Annotated in this window: 19 protein-coding genes and 1 pseudogene; 9 read left to right on the forward strand and 11 right to left on the reverse strand. The window is 63.0% G+C overall.

Translation table 11 applies throughout. From position 1 onward, the window contains the following. Window position 1: 1 nt before the first annotated feature. The 5 genes from U5782_RS34515 to U5782_RS34535 all read left to right on the forward strand — a co-directional run bounded on the left by U5782_RS34515 (window position 2) and on the right by U5782_RS34535 (window position 4,570). The gene (locus U5782_RS34515; RefSeq protein ID WP_322048332.1) at window positions 2–1,645 is read left to right on the forward strand and encodes an ABC transporter ATP-binding protein; all 1,644 of its coding nucleotides are present in this window, start codon (window positions 2–4) and stop codon (window positions 1,643–1,645) included. A gap of 3 nt (window positions 1,646–1,648) precedes the next feature. Beyond that, window positions 1,649–2,647: a formamidase gene (locus U5782_RS34520; RefSeq protein WP_322048333.1), complete on the forward strand. Its 999-nt coding sequence runs from the start codon at window positions 1,649–1,651 to the stop codon at window positions 2,645–2,647. Window positions 2,648–2,653: 6 nt separating this feature from the next. After that, on the forward strand, window positions 2,654–3,322 hold the full coding sequence (locus U5782_RS34525) for an isochorismatase family cysteine hydrolase (protein WP_322048334.1): 669 nt from the start codon (window positions 2,654–2,656) through the stop codon (window positions 3,320–3,322). Further along, window positions 3,319–3,768, forward strand: coding sequence for an oxalurate catabolism protein HpxZ (hpxZ, locus tag U5782_RS34530; RefSeq protein ID WP_322048335.1), 450 nt, complete (start codon window positions 3,319–3,321; stop codon window positions 3,766–3,768). The genes U5782_RS34525 and hpxZ overlap by 4 nt, the downstream gene beginning before the upstream one ends. Window positions 3,769–3,880: 112 nt before the next feature. Further along, window positions 3,881–4,570, forward strand: a complete 690-nt coding sequence (locus U5782_RS34535) for a GntR family transcriptional regulator (RefSeq protein WP_322048368.1) — start codon at window positions 3,881–3,883, stop codon at window positions 4,568–4,570. 131 nt (window positions 4,571–4,701) lie between these two features. Here the strand turns inward: U5782_RS34535 and scpA are convergent, their stop codons facing one another. Genes scpA through U5782_RS34580 form a run of 9 tightly spaced genes read right to left on the reverse strand, consistent with a single transcriptional unit; the run spans window position 4,702 to window position 13,421 of the window. Continuing rightward, window positions 4,702–6,780, reverse strand: a complete 2,079-nt coding sequence (gene scpA / locus U5782_RS34540; RefSeq protein ID WP_322048336.1) for a methylmalonyl-CoA mutase — start codon at window positions 6,778–6,780, stop codon at window positions 4,702–4,704. Next, window positions 6,773–7,636 carry a Pnap_2097 family protein gene (locus tag U5782_RS34545; protein WP_322048337.1) on the reverse strand — a complete coding sequence of 288 codons (864 nt, stop codon included), beginning with the start codon at window positions 7,634–7,636 and terminating at the stop codon, window positions 6,773–6,775. Before U5782_RS34545 ends, scpA begins: the two co-directional genes overlap by 8 nt. Then, window positions 7,620–8,903, reverse strand: a complete 1,284-nt coding sequence (locus tag U5782_RS34550) for an MSMEG_0569 family flavin-dependent oxidoreductase (RefSeq protein ID WP_322048338.1) — start codon at window positions 8,901–8,903, stop codon at window positions 7,620–7,622. The genes U5782_RS34545 and U5782_RS34550 overlap by 17 nt, the downstream gene beginning before the upstream one ends. A 45-nt stretch (window positions 8,904–8,948) precedes the next feature. Further along, window positions 8,949–9,230, reverse strand: a complete 282-nt coding sequence (locus U5782_RS34555; RefSeq protein WP_322048339.1) for an MSMEG_0570 family nitrogen starvation response protein — start codon at window positions 9,228–9,230, stop codon at window positions 8,949–8,951. Window positions 9,231–9,252: 22 nt separating this feature from the next. Next, complete coding sequence (locus U5782_RS34560; protein WP_322048340.1) at window positions 9,253–10,272, reverse strand: sll0787 family AIR synthase-like protein; 1,020 nt, start codon at window positions 10,270–10,272, stop codon at window positions 9,253–9,255. Next, window positions 10,269–10,820, reverse strand: coding sequence for an MSMEG_0567/Sll0786 family nitrogen starvation N-acetyltransferase (locus U5782_RS34565; RefSeq protein ID WP_322048341.1), 552 nt, complete (start codon window positions 10,818–10,820; stop codon window positions 10,269–10,271). Before U5782_RS34565 ends, U5782_RS34560 begins: the two co-directional genes overlap by 4 nt. Further along, window positions 10,817–11,944 carry an MSMEG_0568 family radical SAM protein gene (locus U5782_RS34570; RefSeq protein WP_322048342.1) on the reverse strand — a complete coding sequence of 376 codons (1,128 nt, stop codon included), beginning with the start codon at window positions 11,942–11,944 and terminating at the stop codon, window positions 10,817–10,819. The genes U5782_RS34565 and U5782_RS34570 overlap by 4 nt, the downstream gene beginning before the upstream one ends. Continuing rightward, window positions 11,895–12,920, reverse strand: a complete 1,026-nt coding sequence (locus U5782_RS34575) for a Nit6803 family nitrilase (RefSeq protein ID WP_322048343.1) — start codon at window positions 12,918–12,920, stop codon at window positions 11,895–11,897. Before U5782_RS34575 ends, U5782_RS34570 begins: the two co-directional genes overlap by 50 nt. 18 nt (window positions 12,921–12,938) lie before the next feature. After that, on the reverse strand, window positions 12,939–13,421 hold the full coding sequence (locus U5782_RS34580) for an MSMEG_0572/Sll0783 family nitrogen starvation response protein (RefSeq protein ID WP_321838916.1): 483 nt from the start codon (window positions 13,419–13,421) through the stop codon (window positions 12,939–12,941). Between the two features lie 367 nt (window positions 13,422–13,788). On the opposite strand from U5782_RS34580, the gene U5782_RS34585 reads away from it, so the two are divergent. Beyond that, window positions 13,789–15,180, forward strand: coding sequence for a PLP-dependent aminotransferase family protein (locus U5782_RS34585; protein ID WP_321838915.1), 1,392 nt, complete (start codon window positions 13,789–13,791; stop codon window positions 15,178–15,180). A gap of 121 nt (window positions 15,181–15,301) precedes the next feature. Here U5782_RS34585 and U5782_RS34590 read toward each other — a convergent pair. Beyond that, window positions 15,302–15,643: pseudogene (locus tag U5782_RS34590) on the reverse strand (transposase); the annotation flags it as partial. A gap of 134 nt (window positions 15,644–15,777) precedes the next feature. Between U5782_RS34590 and U5782_RS34595 the strand changes: the two are divergent. Then, on the forward strand, window positions 15,778–16,521 hold the full coding sequence (locus tag U5782_RS34595) for a TetR/AcrR family transcriptional regulator (RefSeq protein WP_322048344.1): 744 nt from the start codon (window positions 15,778–15,780) through the stop codon (window positions 16,519–16,521). Window positions 16,522–16,535: 14 nt separating this feature from the next. On the opposite strand, the gene U5782_RS34600 is transcribed toward U5782_RS34595, so the two are convergent. After that, on the reverse strand, window positions 16,536–17,471 hold the full coding sequence (locus U5782_RS34600; RefSeq protein WP_322048345.1) for a LysR family transcriptional regulator: 936 nt from the start codon (window positions 17,469–17,471) through the stop codon (window positions 16,536–16,538). A 174-nt stretch (window positions 17,472–17,645) separates the two neighbouring features. Between U5782_RS34600 and U5782_RS34605 the strand changes: the two genes are divergently transcribed. Then, on the forward strand, window positions 17,646–18,623 hold the full coding sequence (locus U5782_RS34605) for an LLM class oxidoreductase (protein WP_322048346.1): 978 nt from the start codon (window positions 17,646–17,648) through the stop codon (window positions 18,621–18,623). 10 nt (window positions 18,624–18,633) lie between these two features. Continuing rightward, window positions 18,634–19,572 (forward strand): nuclear transport factor 2 family protein, encoded by a 939-nt coding sequence (locus U5782_RS34610; RefSeq protein WP_322048347.1) that lies wholly within the window; start codon window positions 18,634–18,636, stop codon window positions 19,570–19,572. Window positions 19,573–19,668 lie beyond the last annotated feature (96 nt).

Consider the following 19,668-nt stretch of genomic DNA (forward strand, 5'->3'; position numbering starts at 1 on the left):
CATGTCGACGCTCGCCAGCATGAAACCCCTGCCGCCCAGAAACGGCGCGCTCGGCATCGAGGTGCTGGGCGCGAGTAAGCACTTCGGCACATTCCGTGCGCTCGACGGCGTCACGCTCAAGGTGCGCGCGGGCACGGTGCACGCCTTGCTCGGCGAAAACGGCGCGGGCAAGAGCACGCTCGTGAAAGGGCTCGTCGGCTATGGCCTGCTCGACAGTGGCCAGATTGTCGCCGATGGGCGCGAGGCGCGTATTGCGTCGCCGCGCGACGCGCAGGCTCTTGGCATCGGCATGGTCTATCAGCATTTCACGCTCGCGGCAGGTTTGTCGGTCGAAGAGAATCTGGTGCTCGCGCGCGGCCGCATGTTGTGGAAAATCGATTGGCATAGCGAAAGAAAATTGCTCGACGCGTTTATGCGCGAGATGCCGTTCCGGCTCGCGCTCGACGCGCCGGTGTCGGGTCTCGCGGCGGGAGAGAAGCAGAAGCTCGAAATTCTCAAACAGCTGTATCTGCGTCAGCGCCTGTTGATTCTCGACGAACCGACTTCCGTGCTTACGCCTCAGGAAGCCGACGAAGTGCTCGGCCTGATGCGCGATCTCGCGACGCGCAACGAACTTACCGTGCTGATGATCACGCACAAGTTCCGCGAAGTGATGGCGTACGCGGACGACGTCACGGTGCTGCGCAAAGGGCGTCTGGTCGGCAGTTGCGCGGTGCGCGATACCGACCGCGACCGTCTCGCATCGTGGATGATGGGCGGCGCCGAAGCCACGTCCGACGCCGACGCGCGCGCCACCGCGGGCATTGACATTGTGCGGCTCGCGCGCAAGCCGCTCGCCGCCAACGCGGCGGTGGCGCTCGAACTGTCGAACCTGACGGTGCTCGACGACCGTGGCCACGCGGCGGTGCGCGATGCGTCGCTGGCCGTGCGCGGCGGGGAAATTCTCGGGCTCGCGGGCGTCTCGGGCAACGGCCAGAAAGAGCTGGTCGAAGCGCTGGTTGGCCAGCGCCGCGCGCAGTCGGGTGCGATGCGCGTGAAGGGCGAGCCGTATCGCGCGACGCGCGAAGCGATGACACGTCTTTCGGTGTACGCGTTGCCGGAAGAGCCGCTGCGCAACGCCTGCGTAGCGAACCTGAGTGTTGCCGAAAACCTGGCGCTGCGCGATTTCGACCGAGCGCCGCTGCGTTCGGGCGGCTGGCGTTTGAACCGGCGCGCCATGCGCGAGCGCGCGAAGCAGCGTATCGCCGAATTCAACGTGCGCCCGCCGGTGCTGGAACGCGCCATCGGCACGTTGTCCGGCGGCAATGTGCAGCGCGCGGTGCTCGCGCGCGAACTGGGCCAGCCGGTCGACGTGCTGATCGTCGCGAATCCGGTGTTTGGGCTCGATTTCGCGTCGGTGGCCGATATTCACGCGCGCATTCTGGCCGCACGCGACGCGGGCGCGGCCGTGCTGCTGGTGAGCGAGGATCTCGACGAACTGCTGGAGCTGGCCGACCGCATCGCGGTCATCTCGCAAGGTCGGCTGGTGTTCGAAACCGCCGTGGAGAACGCAGACCGCGTGGTGCTCGGCCGCCACATGGCGGGCCACGGCGACGATCGTCAAACCGAAACGGCGGTTCCGGCCGCCGCCTTTCATGGAGCCTGACCAATGAGTTTGAGTGGACTCGGCGGATTGAACCGATCGCCCGCGGGTGTGGTGATCGGCCTCGTCCAACTGCGCAATCCCGACGTCGAAACGCCCGCGCAACTCGCGGCGCAAACGCAGCGCATCGTTGAGCTGGTCGGCAAGGCGCGGCGCAACAACGCCTCGATGGATCTCGTGGTGTTTCCCGAATACGCGCTGCACGGCCTGTCGATGCGCACCGACGACGCGATCATGTGCATGCTCGACGGTCCCGAAGTGGCGGCCTTCCAGGCGGCGTGCGTGGCGCATCGCATCTGGGGCTGCTTCTCGATCATGGAGCGCAATCCGCACGGGAACCCCTATAACAGCGGGCTGATCATCGACGATCGCGGCGAGATCCAGCTTTATTACCGCAAGCTCCATCCGTGGGTGCCGGTCGAACCGTGGGAGCCGGGCAATCTCGGCGTGCCCGTGTGCGTGGGACCGCGCGGCGTGAAGCTCGGCCTCATCATCTGTCACGACGGCATGTTCCCGGAGATGGCGCGCGAAGCCGCGTACAAGGGCGCGGAAGTGATCGTGCGCACCGCCGGCTACACGGCGCCGATCCGTCACGCGTGGCGCATCACGAATCAGTCGAATGCGTTTCAGAATCTCGCGCAGACCGCGAGCGTTTGCCTGTGCGGCAGCGACGGCACGTTCGATTCGATGGGCGAGGGCATGTTCTGCGATTTCGACGGCACCGTGATGGTGGACGGCAGCCATCGTCCCGACGAAATCATCACCTGCGAAATGCGACCCGATCTGGTGCGCGAGGCGCGCGCGCATTGGGGCGTCGAGAACAATATCTATCAGCTCGGCCATCGCGGCTATGTGGCCGTCAAAGACGGCGCGCAGGATTGCCCGTACACCTTCATGCAGGACATGGTGCGTGGCGAATATCGTCTGCCGTGGGAAAGCGCGGTGCGCGTGACCGACGGAACGTCTTGCGGCTTCGCGCCACCCGAACGCACTTACAAGGGCTGATCGACCATGCCGATACTTGCTTGCGCATTGCCTTCACCGTTTGCCTTCGAGGCGCGGACAACCGCGCTCGTGGTGATCGACATGCAGCGCGACTTCATCGAGCCGGGCGGCTTTGGCGCGGCGCTCGGTAACGATGTCTCTCTGCTGAACGCTATCGTGCCGGACGTCGTGCGACTGTTGCGTCACGCGCGCGAGCACGGCTGGTTCGTCGTGCATACGCGCGAATCGCATGCGGCGGATCTCTCGGACTGTCCGCCCGCCAAGCGGCTGCGCGGGCGGCCGAGCGCGCGTATCGGCGATGAAGGCCCGATGGGGCGCATCCTCGTGCGCGGCGAACCGGGCAATGCGATTATCGACGCGCTCGCGCCCGTTGGCGGCGAACTCGTCATCGACAAGCCGGGCAAGGGCGCGTTCTACGCGACTCGGCTTGGCGAAGCACTCGCGCAGCGCGGCATCACGCACCTGGTGTTCGCGGGCGTGACGACGGAGGTGTGCGTGCAGACGTCGATGCGCGAAGCGAATGACCGCGGCTACGACTGCCTGTTGATCGAAGACGCCACCGCTAGCTACTTTCCCGCGTTCAAGGAGGCCACGCTGGCGATGATCCGCTCCCAGGGCGGCATCGTCGGGTGGACCGCGAGCCTCTCGCAATTGCTAGAGAGCGAAACATCATGACGCCAACGAATGAGAACATCGTGATCAACGATCCGTCCATCGTCGCCGAAGTGACGGCCGCGTTCGAAGCCTATGAGCGCGCGCTGATCGACAACGACATCGCCGCCATGAACGTGCTGTTCTGGGACGCGCCTGAGACGGTGCGCTACGGCATCGCCGAAATCCAGCACGGCGGCGAGGCCATTCGCGCGTGGCGCGAAGCGTGCGCGCCGGTGCCCAAGTCGCGCACGCGACATCGCACGGTGGTGACCGCCTTCGGCCACGATTACGCGACGGTGAGCACCGAATTCACCAGCGACGCCACGCCGCTCATTGGGCGGCAGATGCAGACCTGGGCGCGGCTCGGTGCGGCCGATGCGGCGTTCGGCCGGTGGATCATCGTCGCTGCGCACGTGAGTCTGATCGACGCGCCGGATACACTGGCGGCTTACGAACAACGCGCGTGATCGACAAGGAACAGGCAAGAGCGTGGTCATCGAATCAAAACGACAAACCGGAGCGAAGCAGCAAGAACCCGCGGACGCGGCCGAAGACGACTTAAGCTCAGGCGCCGCGAAAGTGGTCTATGGCACGAATCAACTGGCGGAACAGGTCTATCTGCGGCTCAAGCACGACATTTTCGATTTCCGACTGTTTCCGGGCGACCGGTTTTCGGAAACGGATATCGCGCAGCATTACGGCGTGTCGCGCACGCCGATGCGCGATGCGCTGTTCCGGCTGCTGCGCGAAGGCTATCTGGAAGTGGGATTCCGGCGCGGCTGGAAAGTGTGCGATATCGACTTCGACCGGCTGGATCAACTTTACGATCTGCGCATCGTGCTGGAACTCGCCGCGATTGAACGCGTGGCCAGCGCACGGCCGCCACATCCCGCCATCGACGCGCTCAAGTCGGTTTGGTGTGTCGCGCCCGAAGCGCGCGAGAGCGATCCGGCGCGCATGTTTCGGCTCGACGAGAGCTTTCATCGTGGCTTGATCGAAGCGACCGGCAATGCGGAGATGCTGCGCGTCCATAACGAAGTGACCGAGCGCATCCGGATCGTTCGGAGGCTCGATTTTCTGAAGCCACATCGCACCGACGCGACCTACGACGAACACGCGACGATGCTGATGCTGATCGAGCGCGGCAAGGTCGCCGAGGCCGGGATTTTGCTGCGTGCGCATGTTACGCAGAGCAAGTTGGAGGTTCGCAAGATCACCGTGTCGATGCTCGCACAGGCGCGGCATAGCAAGTTGCCTTTTGTGACATGAGTGAATTAAACCGTGTCTAGAGCAAGTATGCTTTTGCGCATTTTTCATGGTGTCGGACCCCTTAAAAAATACGATAATTTATATTATGTTAAATATAGTGAAGTTCTAAATGCACCCGCTACAGCACTGCATCATGAAGCTACCCGATTCTCCAAAACCGCAGATGCGTCAGTCAGCACGCCCAGCAGTTCGTGAATCATTCCGTCGAGCGGCGTATCCGGGCCGAACAGCTTACTCACACCGCAGGCAAACAACGTTTGTCGATGAGCGTGCGGCACGATACCGCCCACAACGACTGGCGCATCGCTTGCGCGCTGCCGCAAGGCGTTGATCAGGGCCGGCACAAGCATTCTGTGCGCGCCAGCAAGCGTCGATACGCCGACGATATCGGCATCGTGCATGCACGCCCATTCTGCCGCTTCGCACGGCGTCGCAAAGAGCGGCCCCAGCCTGACATCGAAACCCGCATCGCCCAACGCCGCGGACACCGCTCGCACGCCCCGATCATGACCATCCTGTCCCAGCTTCACGAGCGCCATGCGCGGCTTGCGTCCCTGCACCGCGCACCATCGCGAGACCGCATCGCGCGCGCTCTGCCACGCCGTGTCCTGCTCGCGTGCCTGAGCGTAGACATCCGCCTCGATGCCGGACGCGACGTGAAAGCGCGGCCACACATGCTCCAATGCCGCCGTGCATTCGCCGATCGTGGCCCGCGCACGCATTGCCTCGATGGTCGCCGCCAGCAGGTTACCCCTGCCCGTGCTGGCGCATTGCGTCAGCGCATCGAGCGTGACCTGCACCTGCGAGCCATCGCGCGACGCCTTCAATTGACGCAGACCTTCGGCCTGTTTCGCGCGCAGGCGGCTTGCGTCGGTGGTCGTCGGCGTGTGCTGCACGGCATGATCGGCGCGATAACGATTCACGCCGACGATCACGCGTTCGCCCGTATCGATCTGCGCCAACGTACGGATCGCGCCACCATTCAGCCGCGCCTGAACCGAGCCCGTTTCGATGGCGGCGAGCACGCCGCCCTGCGCCTCGATGTCTTCGAGCATCGCCTCCACCGCATCCACGGTATGCGCAGTCAGCGATTCGACCAGATACGAGCCGCCCCAAGGGTCGATCACCTCGCACAGCCCCATTTCATGCTGAAGTATCCGCTGCGTGTCGCGTGCGAGCGTGGCGGCCGCCTCGCCGGGCAGTGAAAGCGCCTCGTCCCAGGCGTTTGTATGCAGCGACTGCGTGCCGCCAAACACCGCCGCCATCGCCTCCACCGTGGTGCGTACCACGTTGTTGTGCGCACCCTGCGCATGCAGGCTCGATCCCGCCGTCTGGCAATGCATGCGCAGGTGCATCGCTCGTGGCGTGCGTGCGCCAAGCGCTCGCGCAATCCGCGCCCACAACACGCGCGCCGCGCGCAGTTTAGCGATTTCGCCGAAAAAGTCCGGGCCCACGGCGAAGAAGAAGCTCAACTGCCCGCATACGCATTCGATATCGGCGCCCTCGTTCACCAGCCGCTCTACGTAGGTGCGCGCATTGGCGAGAGTCAGTGCAAGTTCGAGCACGCTATCCGCGCCTGCTTCGTGGAGGTGATAGCCGGATACCGACATCGCGTTAAAGCGCGGCATGGTCGCGAGCAGGTGATGCACGACATCGGCGGCGATCCGCATCGAAGGCTCGGGCGCGAAAATGTAGGCATTGCGCGCCATGAACTCCTTGAGGATGTCGTTCTGGATCGTGCCGCGCAAAAGCGCCGCGTCGTAACCGCCCTCCTGCGCGGCGACGATGAACGCGGCGAGCACGGGCAATACCGCGCCGCTCATCGTCATCGATACGGAGACTTCATCCAGCGGCACGCCGTCGAAAAGCCGCTTCATGTCCTCCACCGAATCGATCGCCACGCCCGCCATGCCGACATCGGCCGCTGCGTGCGGGTGGTTCGAATCGTAGCCGCGATGCGTCGGCAGATCGAACGCCACCGAGAGTCCCTTCGCGCCGGCTTCGAGCGCGCGCCGATACGCCAGATTCGAGGCAGCGGCGTCGCCATAACCCGCGTACTGGCGGATCGTCCACGGGCGCTGCGTGTACATGGTTGCGTGGATGCCGCGCGGGAACGGGTAGTCGCCGGGACGCGCGTCGAGCCACGGCACATCGGCGATATCGGCTTGCGTGTAGAGCGGCTTTCGCGGCTCGCGCAGGGTTTCATTCATGCGACCACCGTTTGTGGGTGACGATATCGGCAATGCGCGCGCCGTCGGCCGCCCGGAAAACCGTGCACCAGTGCGAGAGGCCGTCATGTCCCGCGTGGCGCGCGCCAAATGACAGCGTGAGCCGGTCGCCGACATTCGCATTGCCATAGAACGCCATGTCGCGCTCGACCAGCGCGGGCGGCGCGGAATGCGGCGCCGAGCGCCAGTGCCACTCGGCGCGCTCCACCATCGACTGGAAGCTCGCGAAATACAACAGGTGCACGCCGTTGAAATCGAGCGACGGACACGGCAGATAATCGACCACGTGCTCAGTGGCGTGCGCTGTGCGATCCAGACGCCCATGACGTGTCCAGTCGCCCGCGCGCAATTGTTTCGTCAACGCAATCAAGGCTTGCGCGGTGGCGGGCGCTGGCGTTGCGAGTGCGCCCGCGAACATGGCTTTGCTCACTGACCGGTTGTCGCCCGCCTGTTCGCGCCGCACGAAGGTCGACAGCATGTCCACCTTCGCCACCGCGCTTTCCGTTGTGAAGACGCGGAACTGGCCGAAATGACGCGCTCCGGCGATCCGCTTCACGTCGGCTTCGATGGCGAAGCGCTGGTGTTCGCTCACCTCTTCGAGCCGCGCCTCGCTCAGGCGGATCGCCGTGAACGCCGCGTATGATTTGCGGCCCTCCTCGTCGTAGAAGTCCGGCGAGCCAAGCTGCGCCTGCGCGGCCAGTGCGTTCCAGTGCAGTTGCCCGCAGGTGCGCAGCAACCATTGTTCGGAAAGGCCCGCGAACGCCAGCTCCGGCATGCCCGCCACGTAGTGCGTGCGCGTTTGCGCGGGCGCACGCTCGCCCTCATGCCGCGCGCGCATCGAACCTCGCAGGCGCGCAGATGCAGTCGGCCAGGTAGGCGGCGTCGCGCGCGACGCCGGAAAAGCGTCCCGAGCCCCACGTGTGCAGCCACGGCAAGCCCAGAAAATATAGTCCTGGTTGCGTCGTCACCCCGCGCGTGTGGCCGGGATATCCGCGCCCATTGAAGATCGGCAGATCGATCCAGCTAAAGTCGGGCCGAAAACCGATACACCAGACAATGCTGCCGATGCCGCTCGTTGCGAGGTCGAGCGCGCTACGCTCCTGCTGCGGCGTCCACACCGCGCGATACGGCTCGCCTGGCGGCGCGTCGATGCCGTTCTGCGCGATGAAGCGGTCGATCGAGGCGTTGATGCGGTTATATGTGTCGTCGGCGCTATCCAGATTGGCGCCCAGACTGGACTTGAAACGCAGCGCGCCATCGACGTAGTCTTCCAGCGCCCCATATAGCTCCATGCCTTCGCTGGCGAACTTGCGCAGGTCGATATCGCGTCCGCCGTCGCGGCCCGTGACATAGTGATTCGTGTTGTCGCGCACGCCCTCGCGCAGCGGATGTTCTTCCACTGGCATGTCGTAGTACTTCATGTCCGCGAGCCAGTCCACCACATCGCGGCCTCGATAAAAGCGTGCGCAGCGCGGCGCTTCCCCCACCGCGAGCACAACTTTGCGGCCCGAGAGATGCACGTCTTCGGCGATCTGCGCGCCCGATTGTCCCGAGCCGACCACCAGCACCGCGCCTGCGGGCAAGGCGTTAGCATTGCGATATTCGGACGACTGCATCTGCACGATCGAAGCCGGCAGACGCTCGGCCATGCGCGGCACGATCGGCGTGTGATAGCCGCCCGAGGCCACGACCACCTGATCGGCGCTCAACGTGCCTGCGCCGGTCTGCACGACAAAGCCGCCGGCTGGCCGCCGCGCAACACGCGTGACACTCACGCCTTCGCGCACTGGCGCATCGACATGCCGCACGAAGCCATCGAGCCACGCGATGATTTCGTCTTTTTTCATGAAGCCGTGCGGGTCATCGCCACGATACGGATAGCCCGGCAGCGCGCATTGCCAGTTTGGCGTGACGAGCGAAAACGCGTCCCAGCGTTGTTCGCGCCACGCATGCGTGACGCTGCGCTTTTCGAGCACGACGTGATTGACGCCGCGCTCCTTGAGGTAATAGCTCATCGACAGCCCGGCCTGGCCGCCGCCGACGATCGCGACGCTGAAATGCTCCTCGGGAACCGGTGAGGTGGCCGTGGGCGTCTGGATAGACATGTGCTTCTCCTGGTGTTGTCGGGATGATTTGGAGTCTGGGTGGATTCAGTCGACGCTCACGATGGTCACTTCGGCCAACGCCTGCGAACGGAACGGCTCGGCGGCGCGTTCGATTGACGCCCACTGGTCGAGCGCCGATGAGCACGCATAGCCGAACTTCGCGCGCACGCGCTCGGACGCGGCATCGAGCGCCGCGTGCGCGTTGGCGAGAAACTGGTCGAGCGGATAGGCGCCAGGGCGCAGATAATCGCGCACGACCGTCGACGGGGAATAGCATCGTTCTTCCTGGCCGTCGGGCCAACGCACGACGAAATGGGTCACGGGCATGGTGGTGCTCCTTGCCTGGCGTTCAGTTTGTCGGCTGGGCCAGCGGTGTTGGTTCGAAGGCGCGCGTCGCGCGCCGGTCGGCGGGCACGATGAACGGTTGTGCGTCGAGTCGCCAGACGTTGCGCGTTTCGCCGTTCCATTGCAGATCGACAGTGGGTTGCGCGTGAATCTCGCCGATGGCGGCGCAGGCGATGTCGCGCGCGGCGAAACGCGCGATCACGGCATCGACATGTTCGTCGCGCACGCTCAGCAGATAGCCAAAGCTTGGAAAGATTTCGAGCCAGCGCGCGAGCGGCACGTCGGCAGGTTTGGGCAATTGATCGAGGTCGATGCGCACGCCCACGCGCGAGCACTCGGCCAGCATCATCGCGGTACCGGCGATACCGGCCATGCTGATGTCTTTCGCGGCGGCGCACAGACCGCTTTCGGCCAGCCCGGCGAGCACGGCCAGATCGTCACGCAGACGTTGCGCGGGTGCTTCGGTCGCGGCATTCCAGTAGGGATAAGGCTCGACGAACGCGCCGCGCAAGTCCACGGCCATGAGCAATTTTTCACCGGGTTGCGCGGTGAAGCTCGACAGCAGACGCTGCGCCCGGCCCACAATCGCCACCGCGAGTTGCGTGCGCTCGCTGCGCGCGTTGCTATGGCCACCGACGATCGGCACGCCCAGCTGGCGCGATGCGGCGGCCATGCCTTCGAGCACCGGCGCGGCAGGCGCAATACCATCGCTCCATATCACGTCGACCACGGCAATTGGCCGGCCGCCCATCGCGCACACGTCGCTGACATTCACCAGCACTGAACAGTAGCCCGCAAACCATGGCATGGCCTCGATCAGGTCGCTCACCATGCCTTCGGCGGCAAACAGCAGATAGCCGTCGCCATCGGGAATGGCGGCGCAGTCGTCGCCCGCGGCCATGATGGCGGAATTCGCGCGGCCTGCGTTGTTCGCATCCAGGGCCGCGAGCATCGGCGCGATATCGGACTTGTGCGCGACGCCGCGGCTCGCCCGCAGTTTCGCGACGATCTCGTCGAGCGTCATGCGGCCCTCCGCTGATCGATGACGAAGCCGTCGAAAGGCGTCGCGCAGGGCGGATAGTGCGCGAGATCGGCCTGCATGATGTGATGCGCGCGACCGAAGAAAATCGCCTCCTCGATCGTGCGCCAGTGCAGCCGATGAAAGAGCGGCGCATTCTGCGCCTGGACGTGCGCCAGAAACGTATCGCAGCCAAACGCATGCGCGCTGCTCACGGCCAGCCGGATCAAGGTCGCGCCGATGCGGCCATGACGGCGGTACGGCGCGCTCACGGCAAGGCGCGAGCCATACCACGTCGCCTCGGTCGCATGATCGCGATGAATGCGCACTGTGCCGATCACTTCGCGTGCGTCGCCGTGCGCATCGAGTACGGCCACGAGCAGTTGCGCGTGGGCGTCAATGGCGTCGCGATCGTCCTGTTCGAAGACGCCCTGCTCTTCGCAGAACACCGCGCGCCGTATCGCCAACGCCGCTTCGCGCTCCCAGTCGTGCCGCGCCCAGCGCACGACGATGGTATCGGCCACGGAATTGGCCACCGAAGCGATCGTACTCATGCCGCCACCTTCTCGAACGAGGACAACGCGGAGCACGCGCCACACTTTCCGCAACCGGCCTTGATATCGGCCGCGCGCAGGCCGGCTTCGCTCACCATCGCGCCCAGCGGCGCGAGAATCGAGCGCATGAATTCCGGCGTGGGCGGCGCGTGATCTTCCAGCGGCGTGCCGGAGATCGGCACGAAGGGCACCACGAACGGATAAACGCCAAGGGCGAGCAGTTGATGCGCGACATCGAGCACGCGCTGCGGCGGATCGCCCAGTCCCGCGAGAATATACGTGCTCACCTGGCCGCGCCCGAACACTTTCACCGCAGCCTCGAACGCGCTCATATAACGGCTCACCGGCACAGTCGCCTTGCCCGGCATGATGCGCGCGCGCTCAGCCTCGCCCAGCACCTCCAGATGCATGCCGAGCGTGTCGATCCCGGCTTCGCGCATGCGGGCAAACCACGCGTCGTCGTCGGGCGGCTCGCATTGCGCCTGGATCGGCAGATTGACGGCGCGTTTGATGGCCCGCGCGCTGTCGCACAGAATCGCCGCGCCGCGATCGGGTGTGGGTGGCGTGCCCGTCGTGAGCACCATATGCTTGACGCCGTCGAGCAGCACCGCCGCACGCGCGACTTCGGCCAGTTGTTCCGGCGTCTTGTGCGCGACTGTTCGGCCCGCTGCGAGCGACTGGCCGATTGCGCAGAATTTGCAGGCTTTTTTGCGGCTCTCGTAGCGGATGCAGGTTTGCAGCACCGTGGTCGCGAGCACATCGGTGCCGTGCAGCGTGGCGATGTGCGAATACGGCACGCCATCGAGCGTTTGCAGCTTGTAAAAACGCGGCTTCTTCGCAAAGGCAATCTGCGCGACCGGGATGCTGCCGCGCGTGAGCACGCTCACGCCGCTCGCGTCGGGTTCGTTGGCGACGAAGGCAGATTGATGCGCGCCGTGCGTATGCACCGGCACCATCAGCGTGACGCCGTCGATCACGATGGCCTTGTGATCGGATGGGCCCGCACCGCCACGTCGCGACAGACCTTCGGACTCGCTCTCGGGCGAGGCAAGACGCAGACCGCTCGACTGCAGCTCAGTCAAGAGTTGCAGGCTCGATTCCGGCAGTTTGACGCTGGCGTTCATCGTGAAGGCTCCATGAAACAGTGGCAGGCGTGTCGTCAAAAGAGATAACCGGCGTGGCAGGCCGCTCGTTGATCGCAAGACTCAGCAATTCGGGCCGCGCATAGTGACCGACCGAATCCATCATGCGTTTGCGCTTGGTGATGAGCGTCATGTCGAGATCGGCAATCACCATGCCCTCGCCTTCGCGCAACGGCGGCGCGAGATGCTGTCCTTCGGGCGAAACGATCGCGGCGTTGCTGCCGCCGCGCAGCGCCTTTTGCAGCTTCGGATCGCTGGTGACGGATTCGATCTGCGCGTCACTGAGCCATCCCGTTGCGTTCACAACGAAACAGCCGGATTCAAGCGCGTGATGACGGATCGTCACTTCGATCTGTTCGGCGAAAATCGGCCCAACCAGCGAGCCGGGAAACTGGCTGCAATGAATCTCTTCGTGCTGCGTCATGAGCGCGTAGCGCGCCAGCGGGTTGTAATGCTCCCAGCAGGCGAGCGCGCCCACGCGGCCCACGGCAGTCTGCGCAACCTTCAGCCCGGCGGCGTCGCCCTGCCCCCAGATCATGCGTTCATGAAACGTGGGCGTGAGCTTGCGGCGCTTGACCTTGATCTGGCCATCGGCATCGAAAATCAGCTGGGTGTTGTACAGGCTGCCGTGATCGCGTTCATTGACGCCCAGCACGATCACCATGCCGTGCTCGCGTGCCAGCGCGCCGATGGTTTCCGTCACCGGGCCCGGTATCGTCACCGCCTCCTCGTACAGACGCAGATGTTCGGCGCCCGACTGCACCGGCGGCAGTACGAACGAAAAGTACGGGTAGTACGGCAGGAACGTTTCGGGAAACACGGCCAGTTGCACGCCTTCGCGCGCGGCGCTGACGATCGCGTCACCAACGCGTGCCAGCGTGCCCGCACACGATTGAAGATCGGGCGCAATCTGTACAGCCGCCGCACGCACAATGCGCTTCGTGGATGGAGTCGACATGGCGATACCTGTGTGAACTCAAACTGTCCAGGTGTCGATCACGAGCGCGTTCGACTTGCGATGCAGCAGCTTCAGGTCGAGCACATCGAGCGGATTGATCGGGCGCACGCCTTCGATCAGCGCAGCCTCGGTCTGACCGTAAAGCGCCTGAAGCGCAAAGCGGCACGCGTAGACCTTGCCGCCTTCGGCCATGAACTTCATCAGTTGATTGTTGAAATTCAGATGCCCCGGGAAGGCTTCGGCGCCAAGTGTCGGAAAGCCGCGCTGAACGCCCAGCATCACGCCGGGGCCATACAGCAGGATCGATGTTTCGAAGCCCTTGCGCTGCAAACGCGTCGCCTGCAGCATATTGACGAAGCCGATCGAACCTTCGAAAGCCACCGTATGGAAGGTAACGAGTGCTTTCTCGCCGGGCTCGGCCTTGACGTCCTCGAACACCTTCTCTTCGTAATCGACCAGATGGTCGCCGGTCTTGTGCGCGGTCAGGGTGATGGCGGGCATTGCGTGACTCCGTTCAATGATTGAGGACTGTGACCGACCGGTGGCCGGCGTCTCTCATTTCGCAACGGCTATGCCATCAAGAACCCAGCGTCATGCGATCAATCCGCAATCAATGGCGCGTGTCGCGAATGATCCCGAAGATTATTTTTCGCGAGCCACGGGCACGGCCTGCCGGTGAACGGTTCTGCGTATCGGGCGCGCAACGGCGTGCGCCCCGGGGCTGGGCAACGGGCATTCAATTCAGGTGCATGCGTGCATCATTTCGGATCATTAAATGCAATCGTGTGCGATCAATTGATTTATTTTTCGGCACACATTCTCACTAGAATGAATGAGTCCATTTCGAAGGCGCCCGCGCGCACGTCCCATGTCGAATGTCGCCGCCCATTGGCTCAAACGGCTCGCCGAAAGCGATAAACCCGTTTATCAGACGATTCCCGATCTCATCGAAGAAGATGTGGCAAGCGGCCGTCTGCGCCCGCGTGACCGGCTGCCAGCGCTGCGCGATCTCTCCGACGCCCTCAAGGTCAACTACACGACGCTCGCGCGCGGTTATGCCGAAGCGCGCAAGCGCGGCTTGATCGATTCGCGTGCGGGCAGTGGATCGTATGTGCGCGGCCGTCCGCCCACGATGCCGCTACGTGCGGGCACGGCGCTGGAAATGACCATGAACATGCCGCCCGAGCCGCCGGAAATGACCGCGCTGCTGGCGGAGTCGGCGGCGCAGATCATCGGCGCCGCCGATCCCTGGTCTATGCTGCGCTACCAGGATTTTGGCGGCTCGCAGTTCGAGCGCAGCATGGCGAGCCAGTGGCTACGTCGCACTCTGCCCTCGCATCGCGCCGACGCACTGCTGGTTTGCCCCGGCATCCACAACGCGCTCGTGGCGCTGCTGCTTCGACTCGTGAAAGCCGGCGAAGCGATCTGCACCGATTGCCTGGCGTATCCGGGGCTCAAGGTCATCGCGAATCAACTGGGCATGCCGCTCGCCCCCTTGCCGCGTGACGACGAAGGCCTGAGCGCCACCGCGTTCGAGGCGCTCTGCAAGACGCGCAAGCCCGGTGTGCTCTATTGCAATCCCACGTTGCAGAATCCGACTACGCGCACGCTCTCGCAGAATCGCCGCGAACACATCGCCGATATCGCGCTGCGCTACAACGTGCCGATCATCGAGGACGACGCCTACGGCATGCTGTGCGACACGCCGCCCGTCGCGCTCGCCACGCTCGCGCCCGAACTCACCTACTACGTGACGGGGATGTCGAAGTGCTTTGGCGCGGGGCTGCGCGTGGCCTTCGTGGTCGCGCCCGGCGCACGCCACGCCGAAAGGCTTTCCGGCGCGCTTCGCGCGACCACCGTGATGGCGAGCCCGTATATGTCGCATCTCGCGGCGCGCTGGATCGAAAGCGGCGTTGCGCAGCAGATGCTCGATGCGATTCGCAACGAGTGCGCGGTGCGCCAGCATATCGCCGCGCAGGTGTTTGCTTCGCGCGAGATCGAGACGTCGAAGGAATGTTTTCACCTGTGGCTGACGGTGCCGCCGGAAACGGGCTGGAGCGCATCGGAACTGGCTTCGCATTTGCGCACGAAGCAGATCGGCGTGGTTTCGGGCGCCGCGTTCAGCACCGACGGTAATCCGCCTAACGCCGTGCGCATCTGCTTGGGCGGCCCCGGCGACGCGATCGAAATGGAAGAATCCCTGCATATGGTGGCCGATATGCTCGACCATCCGGATCATCTGCATTCGCCGATGCTGTAACTATCGGACGATAGCCAGTTCTTTTGGTTGCCGGGGTGTTCCACAGGCCGGAGTGCCGTTCACGTCATCAGGTTTCAGTCGTCGCAAACGCAGGAAAAAATCATAGAGAGCCAGCGCACTTTCAAGCGGGTTGCGTCGCAAGCTCTGGGTCAAAGGTCGAATGCCGGGCGACGATCGACCAGGCGGTGCGAGCCAGCTTGTTCGCCAGCGCGCACGCCACCACGTTCGAATGGCGCCGAGTCAGAAGCGCACGGGTCCAGTCCGCGAGCCGACCGGTTCGTTTTTCCAGGCATCGCATGTAGGCCCGAGCGCATTGGACGAGGAGACTTCGGATGTTCTTGTCGCCACGTCGACTGATCCCGAGAAGGTTGGATCTGCCGCCCGTACTGTATTGGCGGGGAACAAGACCAAGCGAGGCAGCGAAATCGCGACTGCATCCGAACTGCTTGCCGTCGCCCATTTCTGGCTCTCCGCTTCGGCCTGGTAGTTAGCCAGAGCGGGATGTCACATCGTCAGCCGGCGATACCATATGTGCGACCTGCTCTCCACCCTGCTATATTTGTCTTATTGATCGACCATTCAATAATGAGACAGACCATGCCACGCCAGAAATCCATCGCCCCAACTGACGCAGCCAGCTCGAAACTTCGTGCAGACCCGTCCTTGACTGTGGTGACCGGACGACGACTGGCTCCCGAAGAACGCGAACAGCAGATTGTCGACAAGGCCATCGAACATTTCGCGACGCATGGTTTTTCTGGAAGCACGCGCGAACTTGCCAAGCAGATTGGGGTTACCCAACCGCTTCTGTATCGCTACTTCCCCAACAAGGAAGCGTTGATCGAACGTGTCTACCAGGAGGTCTATCAGTGGGATCCGCAGTGGGAAGCACTGATCGCCGATCGCAGCATCCCTCTGGAAAAGCGTCTGTGCGCTCTGTACACAGGGTACTCACACGTCATCCTGCGAAGGGAGTGGATTCGTACCTTCATCTTTGCCGGCCTTACGCGCGAAGGCATCAACACGCGTTATCTCGACAAGCTTCGCCAGCGAATCTTCCTTCCGGTGATGAAGGAAATCCGTGAAGCCTACAATCTTCCGGCACCCACGTCACAGGCCGACCAGGAGGCTGAACTGGAGTTGATCTGGAGTTTGCATGCCAGCATTTTCTATATCGGCATGCGCAAATGGGTGTACGGGCTCCCAATACCCAAAGATCTGGATGCCCACGTCGAGAGACAGGTGAGCGCCTTCCTCAACGGTACTCCATCGGTCCTGGCCACGCTCACTGAAAAGGCACCCGCTCCGGCCAAAGCTCCAGCCCGCCGTCGCCGTGCCTGATATCGCGACGTCAGTCAATCATTGCCTCGCACCGCGGCCGGAGCTTCCCATGGAACACCACCCTCCCAGCGCTCAACGAGCAAATCGATAAATGCTCGAATCCTGGGTGACAGGTGGCGTTTGCTGGGGTAGAGAATCCGAATGGGATCGGGTTCCGGCCTGAAGTCCTCCAGCAATTCGACAAGCGCGCCACTCTGGAGATCATTGCCGAGGATGTAGCTCGGCAGGTGCACGATCCCGAAGCCCCCAAGCGCCGCTTCTCTCATTGCTTCCGAACTGTCGATGTTAAGGCGCCCCGGTGCGTCAAAAATTTGCAGGCCATCTGATGAGTTGAATCGCCATGCGTTCGGCCGTTCTCCGCTCAGAAAAGCGATCGTGTCGTGACTGACGAGGTCTTGTGGGCTTTTGGGGATACCACGGCGAGCGAGATAGTCCGCTGAAGCGCATGTGACGAATTGCTGCGTCCCAACAGTTCGCGTCAGCAGTTGCGAGTCGTCTTTCAGTTTGCCGATCCGCACCGCGATATCAAAGCCCTCTTCCACGAGATCAATGAAGCGGTCGGTAAACCAGATATCTGCACGCAGGTCCGGCCACTGTTTGAGGAGCGACTCCAGGACCGGCAGAATATGGCGCTGGCCGAACGACAACGGCGCCGTAAGCTTGAGCGTCCCCGTTGGCTTGCGGCGTCGCATGGCCATTGTTGCATCGACCTCGTCCAGATCTTCGAGAATCTGTCGCCAGCGCTCGTAGACGATCCTGCCTTCGTCGGTCAGGCTGAGTTTGCGTGTGGTCCGGTGCAAGAGCCGTACGCCCATCCGCGCCTCAAGACGAACAATGCTTTTTCCGACGGCCGAGCGGGTCAACCCTAGTGCGGCCGCCGCTGCCGTAAAACTGCCGCTCCTGACTGCGCCTACAAATGCGGTGATGTCGCCAAATCGATTGGGTTCCATAACGCTGCATTATCTCCTCTGCCAAAGGGCATAGAGGTTGCATAACAGGGGAATCCGATTCCCCAATCGACAGATTACTCTATCGCAATAGTCTCCGCGGCATGCATATCGCCGGCTACTCGATAGCGGCGCGCACGCGGAGACAACCGCGAACGCACTGGAGTAAGACGACTCATGAACGCCCCCGCAATTGGCCCGCTACCGACCGAGCTGCTGTCCCATCCGGCGTACCGCCGTGTATTCAAACCGGGAAGACTCACTTTCGGGTTCATCATGCCGCTTGAAGGTTACCCGACCTCTCCGTTCCCAACCCTTGAAGGACATGCGCGACTGGCGAAGATCGCCGACGAGGCCGGATTCTCTGCGCTATGGATGCGCGATGTGCCTTTCTACGATCCCGGTTTCGGCGACACCGGCCAGATGCTGGATCCCTTTGTCTATCTTGGCTTTCTTGCCGGGCAGACCAGCAAAATCGCACTTGGCACAGCCGGCATCGTCGCGACACTCCGGGACCCGCTTGTTGTCGCCAAGCAGGCGGTCTCGGTAGATCATCTGACTGATGGGCGTCTCCTCCTTGGACTCTCGACCGGGGACCGTCCTGTCGAGTACCCTGCATTTAATCTGGACTACGAAAATCGTGGCGATCGCTATCGCGAAGCGTTCGAACTGATCCGCACGGTGACGGAGACGTCGTTTCCGACGGCTCAAACCGAGTTCTATGGCACCTTGCGCGGCGATATCGATCTGGTCCCGAAGCCGGTGCATGGACGCATGCCGATGCTGGTCGTCGGGCGTGCCCGCCAGGAAATGAACTGGATCGCAGGGCACAGTGACGCCTGGCTCTGGCACTTAAGCGATTTCCGTCAGCTTCCTGACCTCCTCGCGACCTGGCGTGCAAGCCATGTCGATACATGGTTGCGCCCGTACGGGTATGGGGCTTTCTTCGACCTTGCCGAGAATCCTAACGAGCCCCTTCGATACACCGGTAATGGATTGCGAGCTGGTCGCAATGCGCTGATCGCCTTGCTTGCGCATCAGCAGTCACAGGGAGTGAGCCACGTCGCGTTCAATCTCAAACCTTTGAGACGTCCCGCTGCTGACGCGCTTGCTGAGCTTGCCGAGTACGTGCTCCCACAGTTTCCAGCCGAGTAAGCGACTATCCATGAAAGTAAGCCTTCGTCCAGAAGACGCCCAGGTCGAGCTCTTCCAGTTTCTTGAAGTATGGGCGAACCGTTCGCCTGCTGTGGACCAGAAGTTGTTCAGTCCGACCGTCACGCTGAGTAGTGGCCATCGGGGCAACGCGCTCGGACGCGCGGACGTGATCAACCACCTGCATTCAGAGTTCACCGGCCTCTCCGGGGTAGATATCCAGGCTACCAATATCAGAGTCACCGCGACCGAAAGAGAAGCCCTAGTATCTGCCTATTTTCACGGCAAGGCAGAAGGCGCGTCGTCTGCTGATGAAGTCGCAACCGTACTCTTCGGTGGCGTTCTTATCGTCGAAATCGGCGATGACAGCGGTGCCCGTCGCATCCAGACGATCCGTGTGCAGACCCAATGGGCGGAAGGATCAGTCGAACTTCTCGGAGGCTGGTCACTCCCCCAGATGAAGCGGCAATGGCGTCCTGGAGATCCCGCATCGGTCATTGTGAGCGAACTCGACGCGCCGTGGCATCGCACTGGGCATGCTAGTGTTTTGCCTACAGACGAAGATGCGATCGCTGATGCCTGGTTCCGATATGCGTGGGCGCTTGACCAGGCAGATTTCGCGCTTTTGACTGATGTATTCACGGAAGGCGCCGAAGCAGAACTACCTCCGATGGGCCATCTCCGCGGACAACGTACGTTAATTGCGACGCTCAAGGCCTTCCGCCAACCGTGGCCCTGGATGAAACACTACGGCACGCCAATCGCCATCGACCTCTCGTCCGACCGCAGCACCGCCGATCTTGTCATCGCGCGCATCATGCCGGGGCAAACTGAAACGGAAGAAGGCAAGCCGCTCTTCGGTGCGCACTACAGGATTAAGGCTGAGCGTGGGCCAGATGCGCGGTGGCGTATCAGCAGGATGCAATACATCCCGGGCTGGATTACAGCCTGAGGTCGCATCACCCAGAGTTGTATCCATTCAACCCACTACGGAAACGGTGCACGTCGATCGAGAATGCGATCACGTGCACCGACCTACGAAAGCGCC

Origin of the sequence: Paraburkholderia sp. J67 (assembly GCF_905220265.1) — a bacterium.
Classification (GTDB): Bacteria; Pseudomonadota; Gammaproteobacteria; order Burkholderiales; family Burkholderiaceae; genus Paraburkholderia.

Excerpts from the sequence above, each read along its gene's own strand:
- U5782_RS34515 (WP_322048332.1), top strand. The coding sequence starts at position 2 with ATGTCGACGCTCGCCAGCATGAAACCCCTGCCGCCCAGAAACGGCGCG.
- U5782_RS34520 (WP_322048333.1), top strand. The coding sequence starts at position 1,649 with ATGAGTTTGAGTGGACTCGGCGGATTGAACCGATCGCCCGCGGGTGTG.
- U5782_RS34525 (WP_322048334.1), top strand. The coding sequence starts at position 2,654 with ATGCCGATACTTGCTTGCGCATTGCCTTCACCGTTTGCCTTCGAGGCG.
- hpxZ (WP_322048335.1), top strand. The coding sequence starts at position 3,319 with ATGACGCCAACGAATGAGAACATCGTGATCAACGATCCGTCCATCGTC.
- scpA (WP_322048336.1), bottom strand. The coding sequence starts at position 6,780 with ATGAATGAAACCCTGCGCGAGCCGCGAAAGCCGCTCTACACGCAAGCC.
- U5782_RS34545 (WP_322048337.1), bottom strand. The coding sequence starts at position 7,636 with ATGCGCGCGCGGCATGAGGGCGAGCGTGCGCCCGCGCAAACGCGCACG.
- U5782_RS34550 (WP_322048338.1), bottom strand. The coding sequence starts at position 8,903 with ATGTCTATCCAGACGCCCACGGCCACCTCACCGGTTCCCGAGGAGCAT.
- U5782_RS34555 (WP_322048339.1), bottom strand. The coding sequence starts at position 9,230 with ATGCCCGTGACCCATTTCGTCGTGCGTTGGCCCGACGGCCAGGAAGAA.
- U5782_RS34560 (WP_322048340.1), bottom strand. The coding sequence starts at position 10,272 with ATGACGCTCGACGAGATCGTCGCGAAACTGCGGGCGAGCCGCGGCGTC.
- U5782_RS34565 (WP_322048341.1), bottom strand. The coding sequence starts at position 10,820 with ATGAGTACGATCGCTTCGGTGGCCAATTCCGTGGCCGATACCATCGTC.
- U5782_RS34570 (WP_322048342.1), bottom strand. The coding sequence starts at position 11,944 with ATGAACGCCAGCGTCAAACTGCCGGAATCGAGCCTGCAACTCTTGACT.
- U5782_RS34575 (WP_322048343.1), bottom strand. The coding sequence starts at position 12,920 with ATGTCGACTCCATCCACGAAGCGCATTGTGCGTGCGGCGGCTGTACAG.
- U5782_RS34580 (WP_321838916.1), bottom strand. The coding sequence starts at position 13,421 with ATGCCCGCCATCACCCTGACCGCGCACAAGACCGGCGACCATCTGGTC.
- U5782_RS34585 (WP_321838915.1), top strand. The coding sequence starts at position 13,789 with ATGTCGAATGTCGCCGCCCATTGGCTCAAACGGCTCGCCGAAAGCGAT.
- U5782_RS34595 (WP_322048344.1), top strand. The coding sequence starts at position 15,778 with ATGCCACGCCAGAAATCCATCGCCCCAACTGACGCAGCCAGCTCGAAA.
- U5782_RS34600 (WP_322048345.1), bottom strand. The coding sequence starts at position 17,471 with ATGGAACCCAATCGATTTGGCGACATCACCGCATTTGTAGGCGCAGTC.
- U5782_RS34605 (WP_322048346.1), top strand. The coding sequence starts at position 17,646 with ATGAACGCCCCCGCAATTGGCCCGCTACCGACCGAGCTGCTGTCCCAT.
- U5782_RS34610 (WP_322048347.1), top strand. The coding sequence starts at position 18,634 with ATGAAAGTAAGCCTTCGTCCAGAAGACGCCCAGGTCGAGCTCTTCCAG.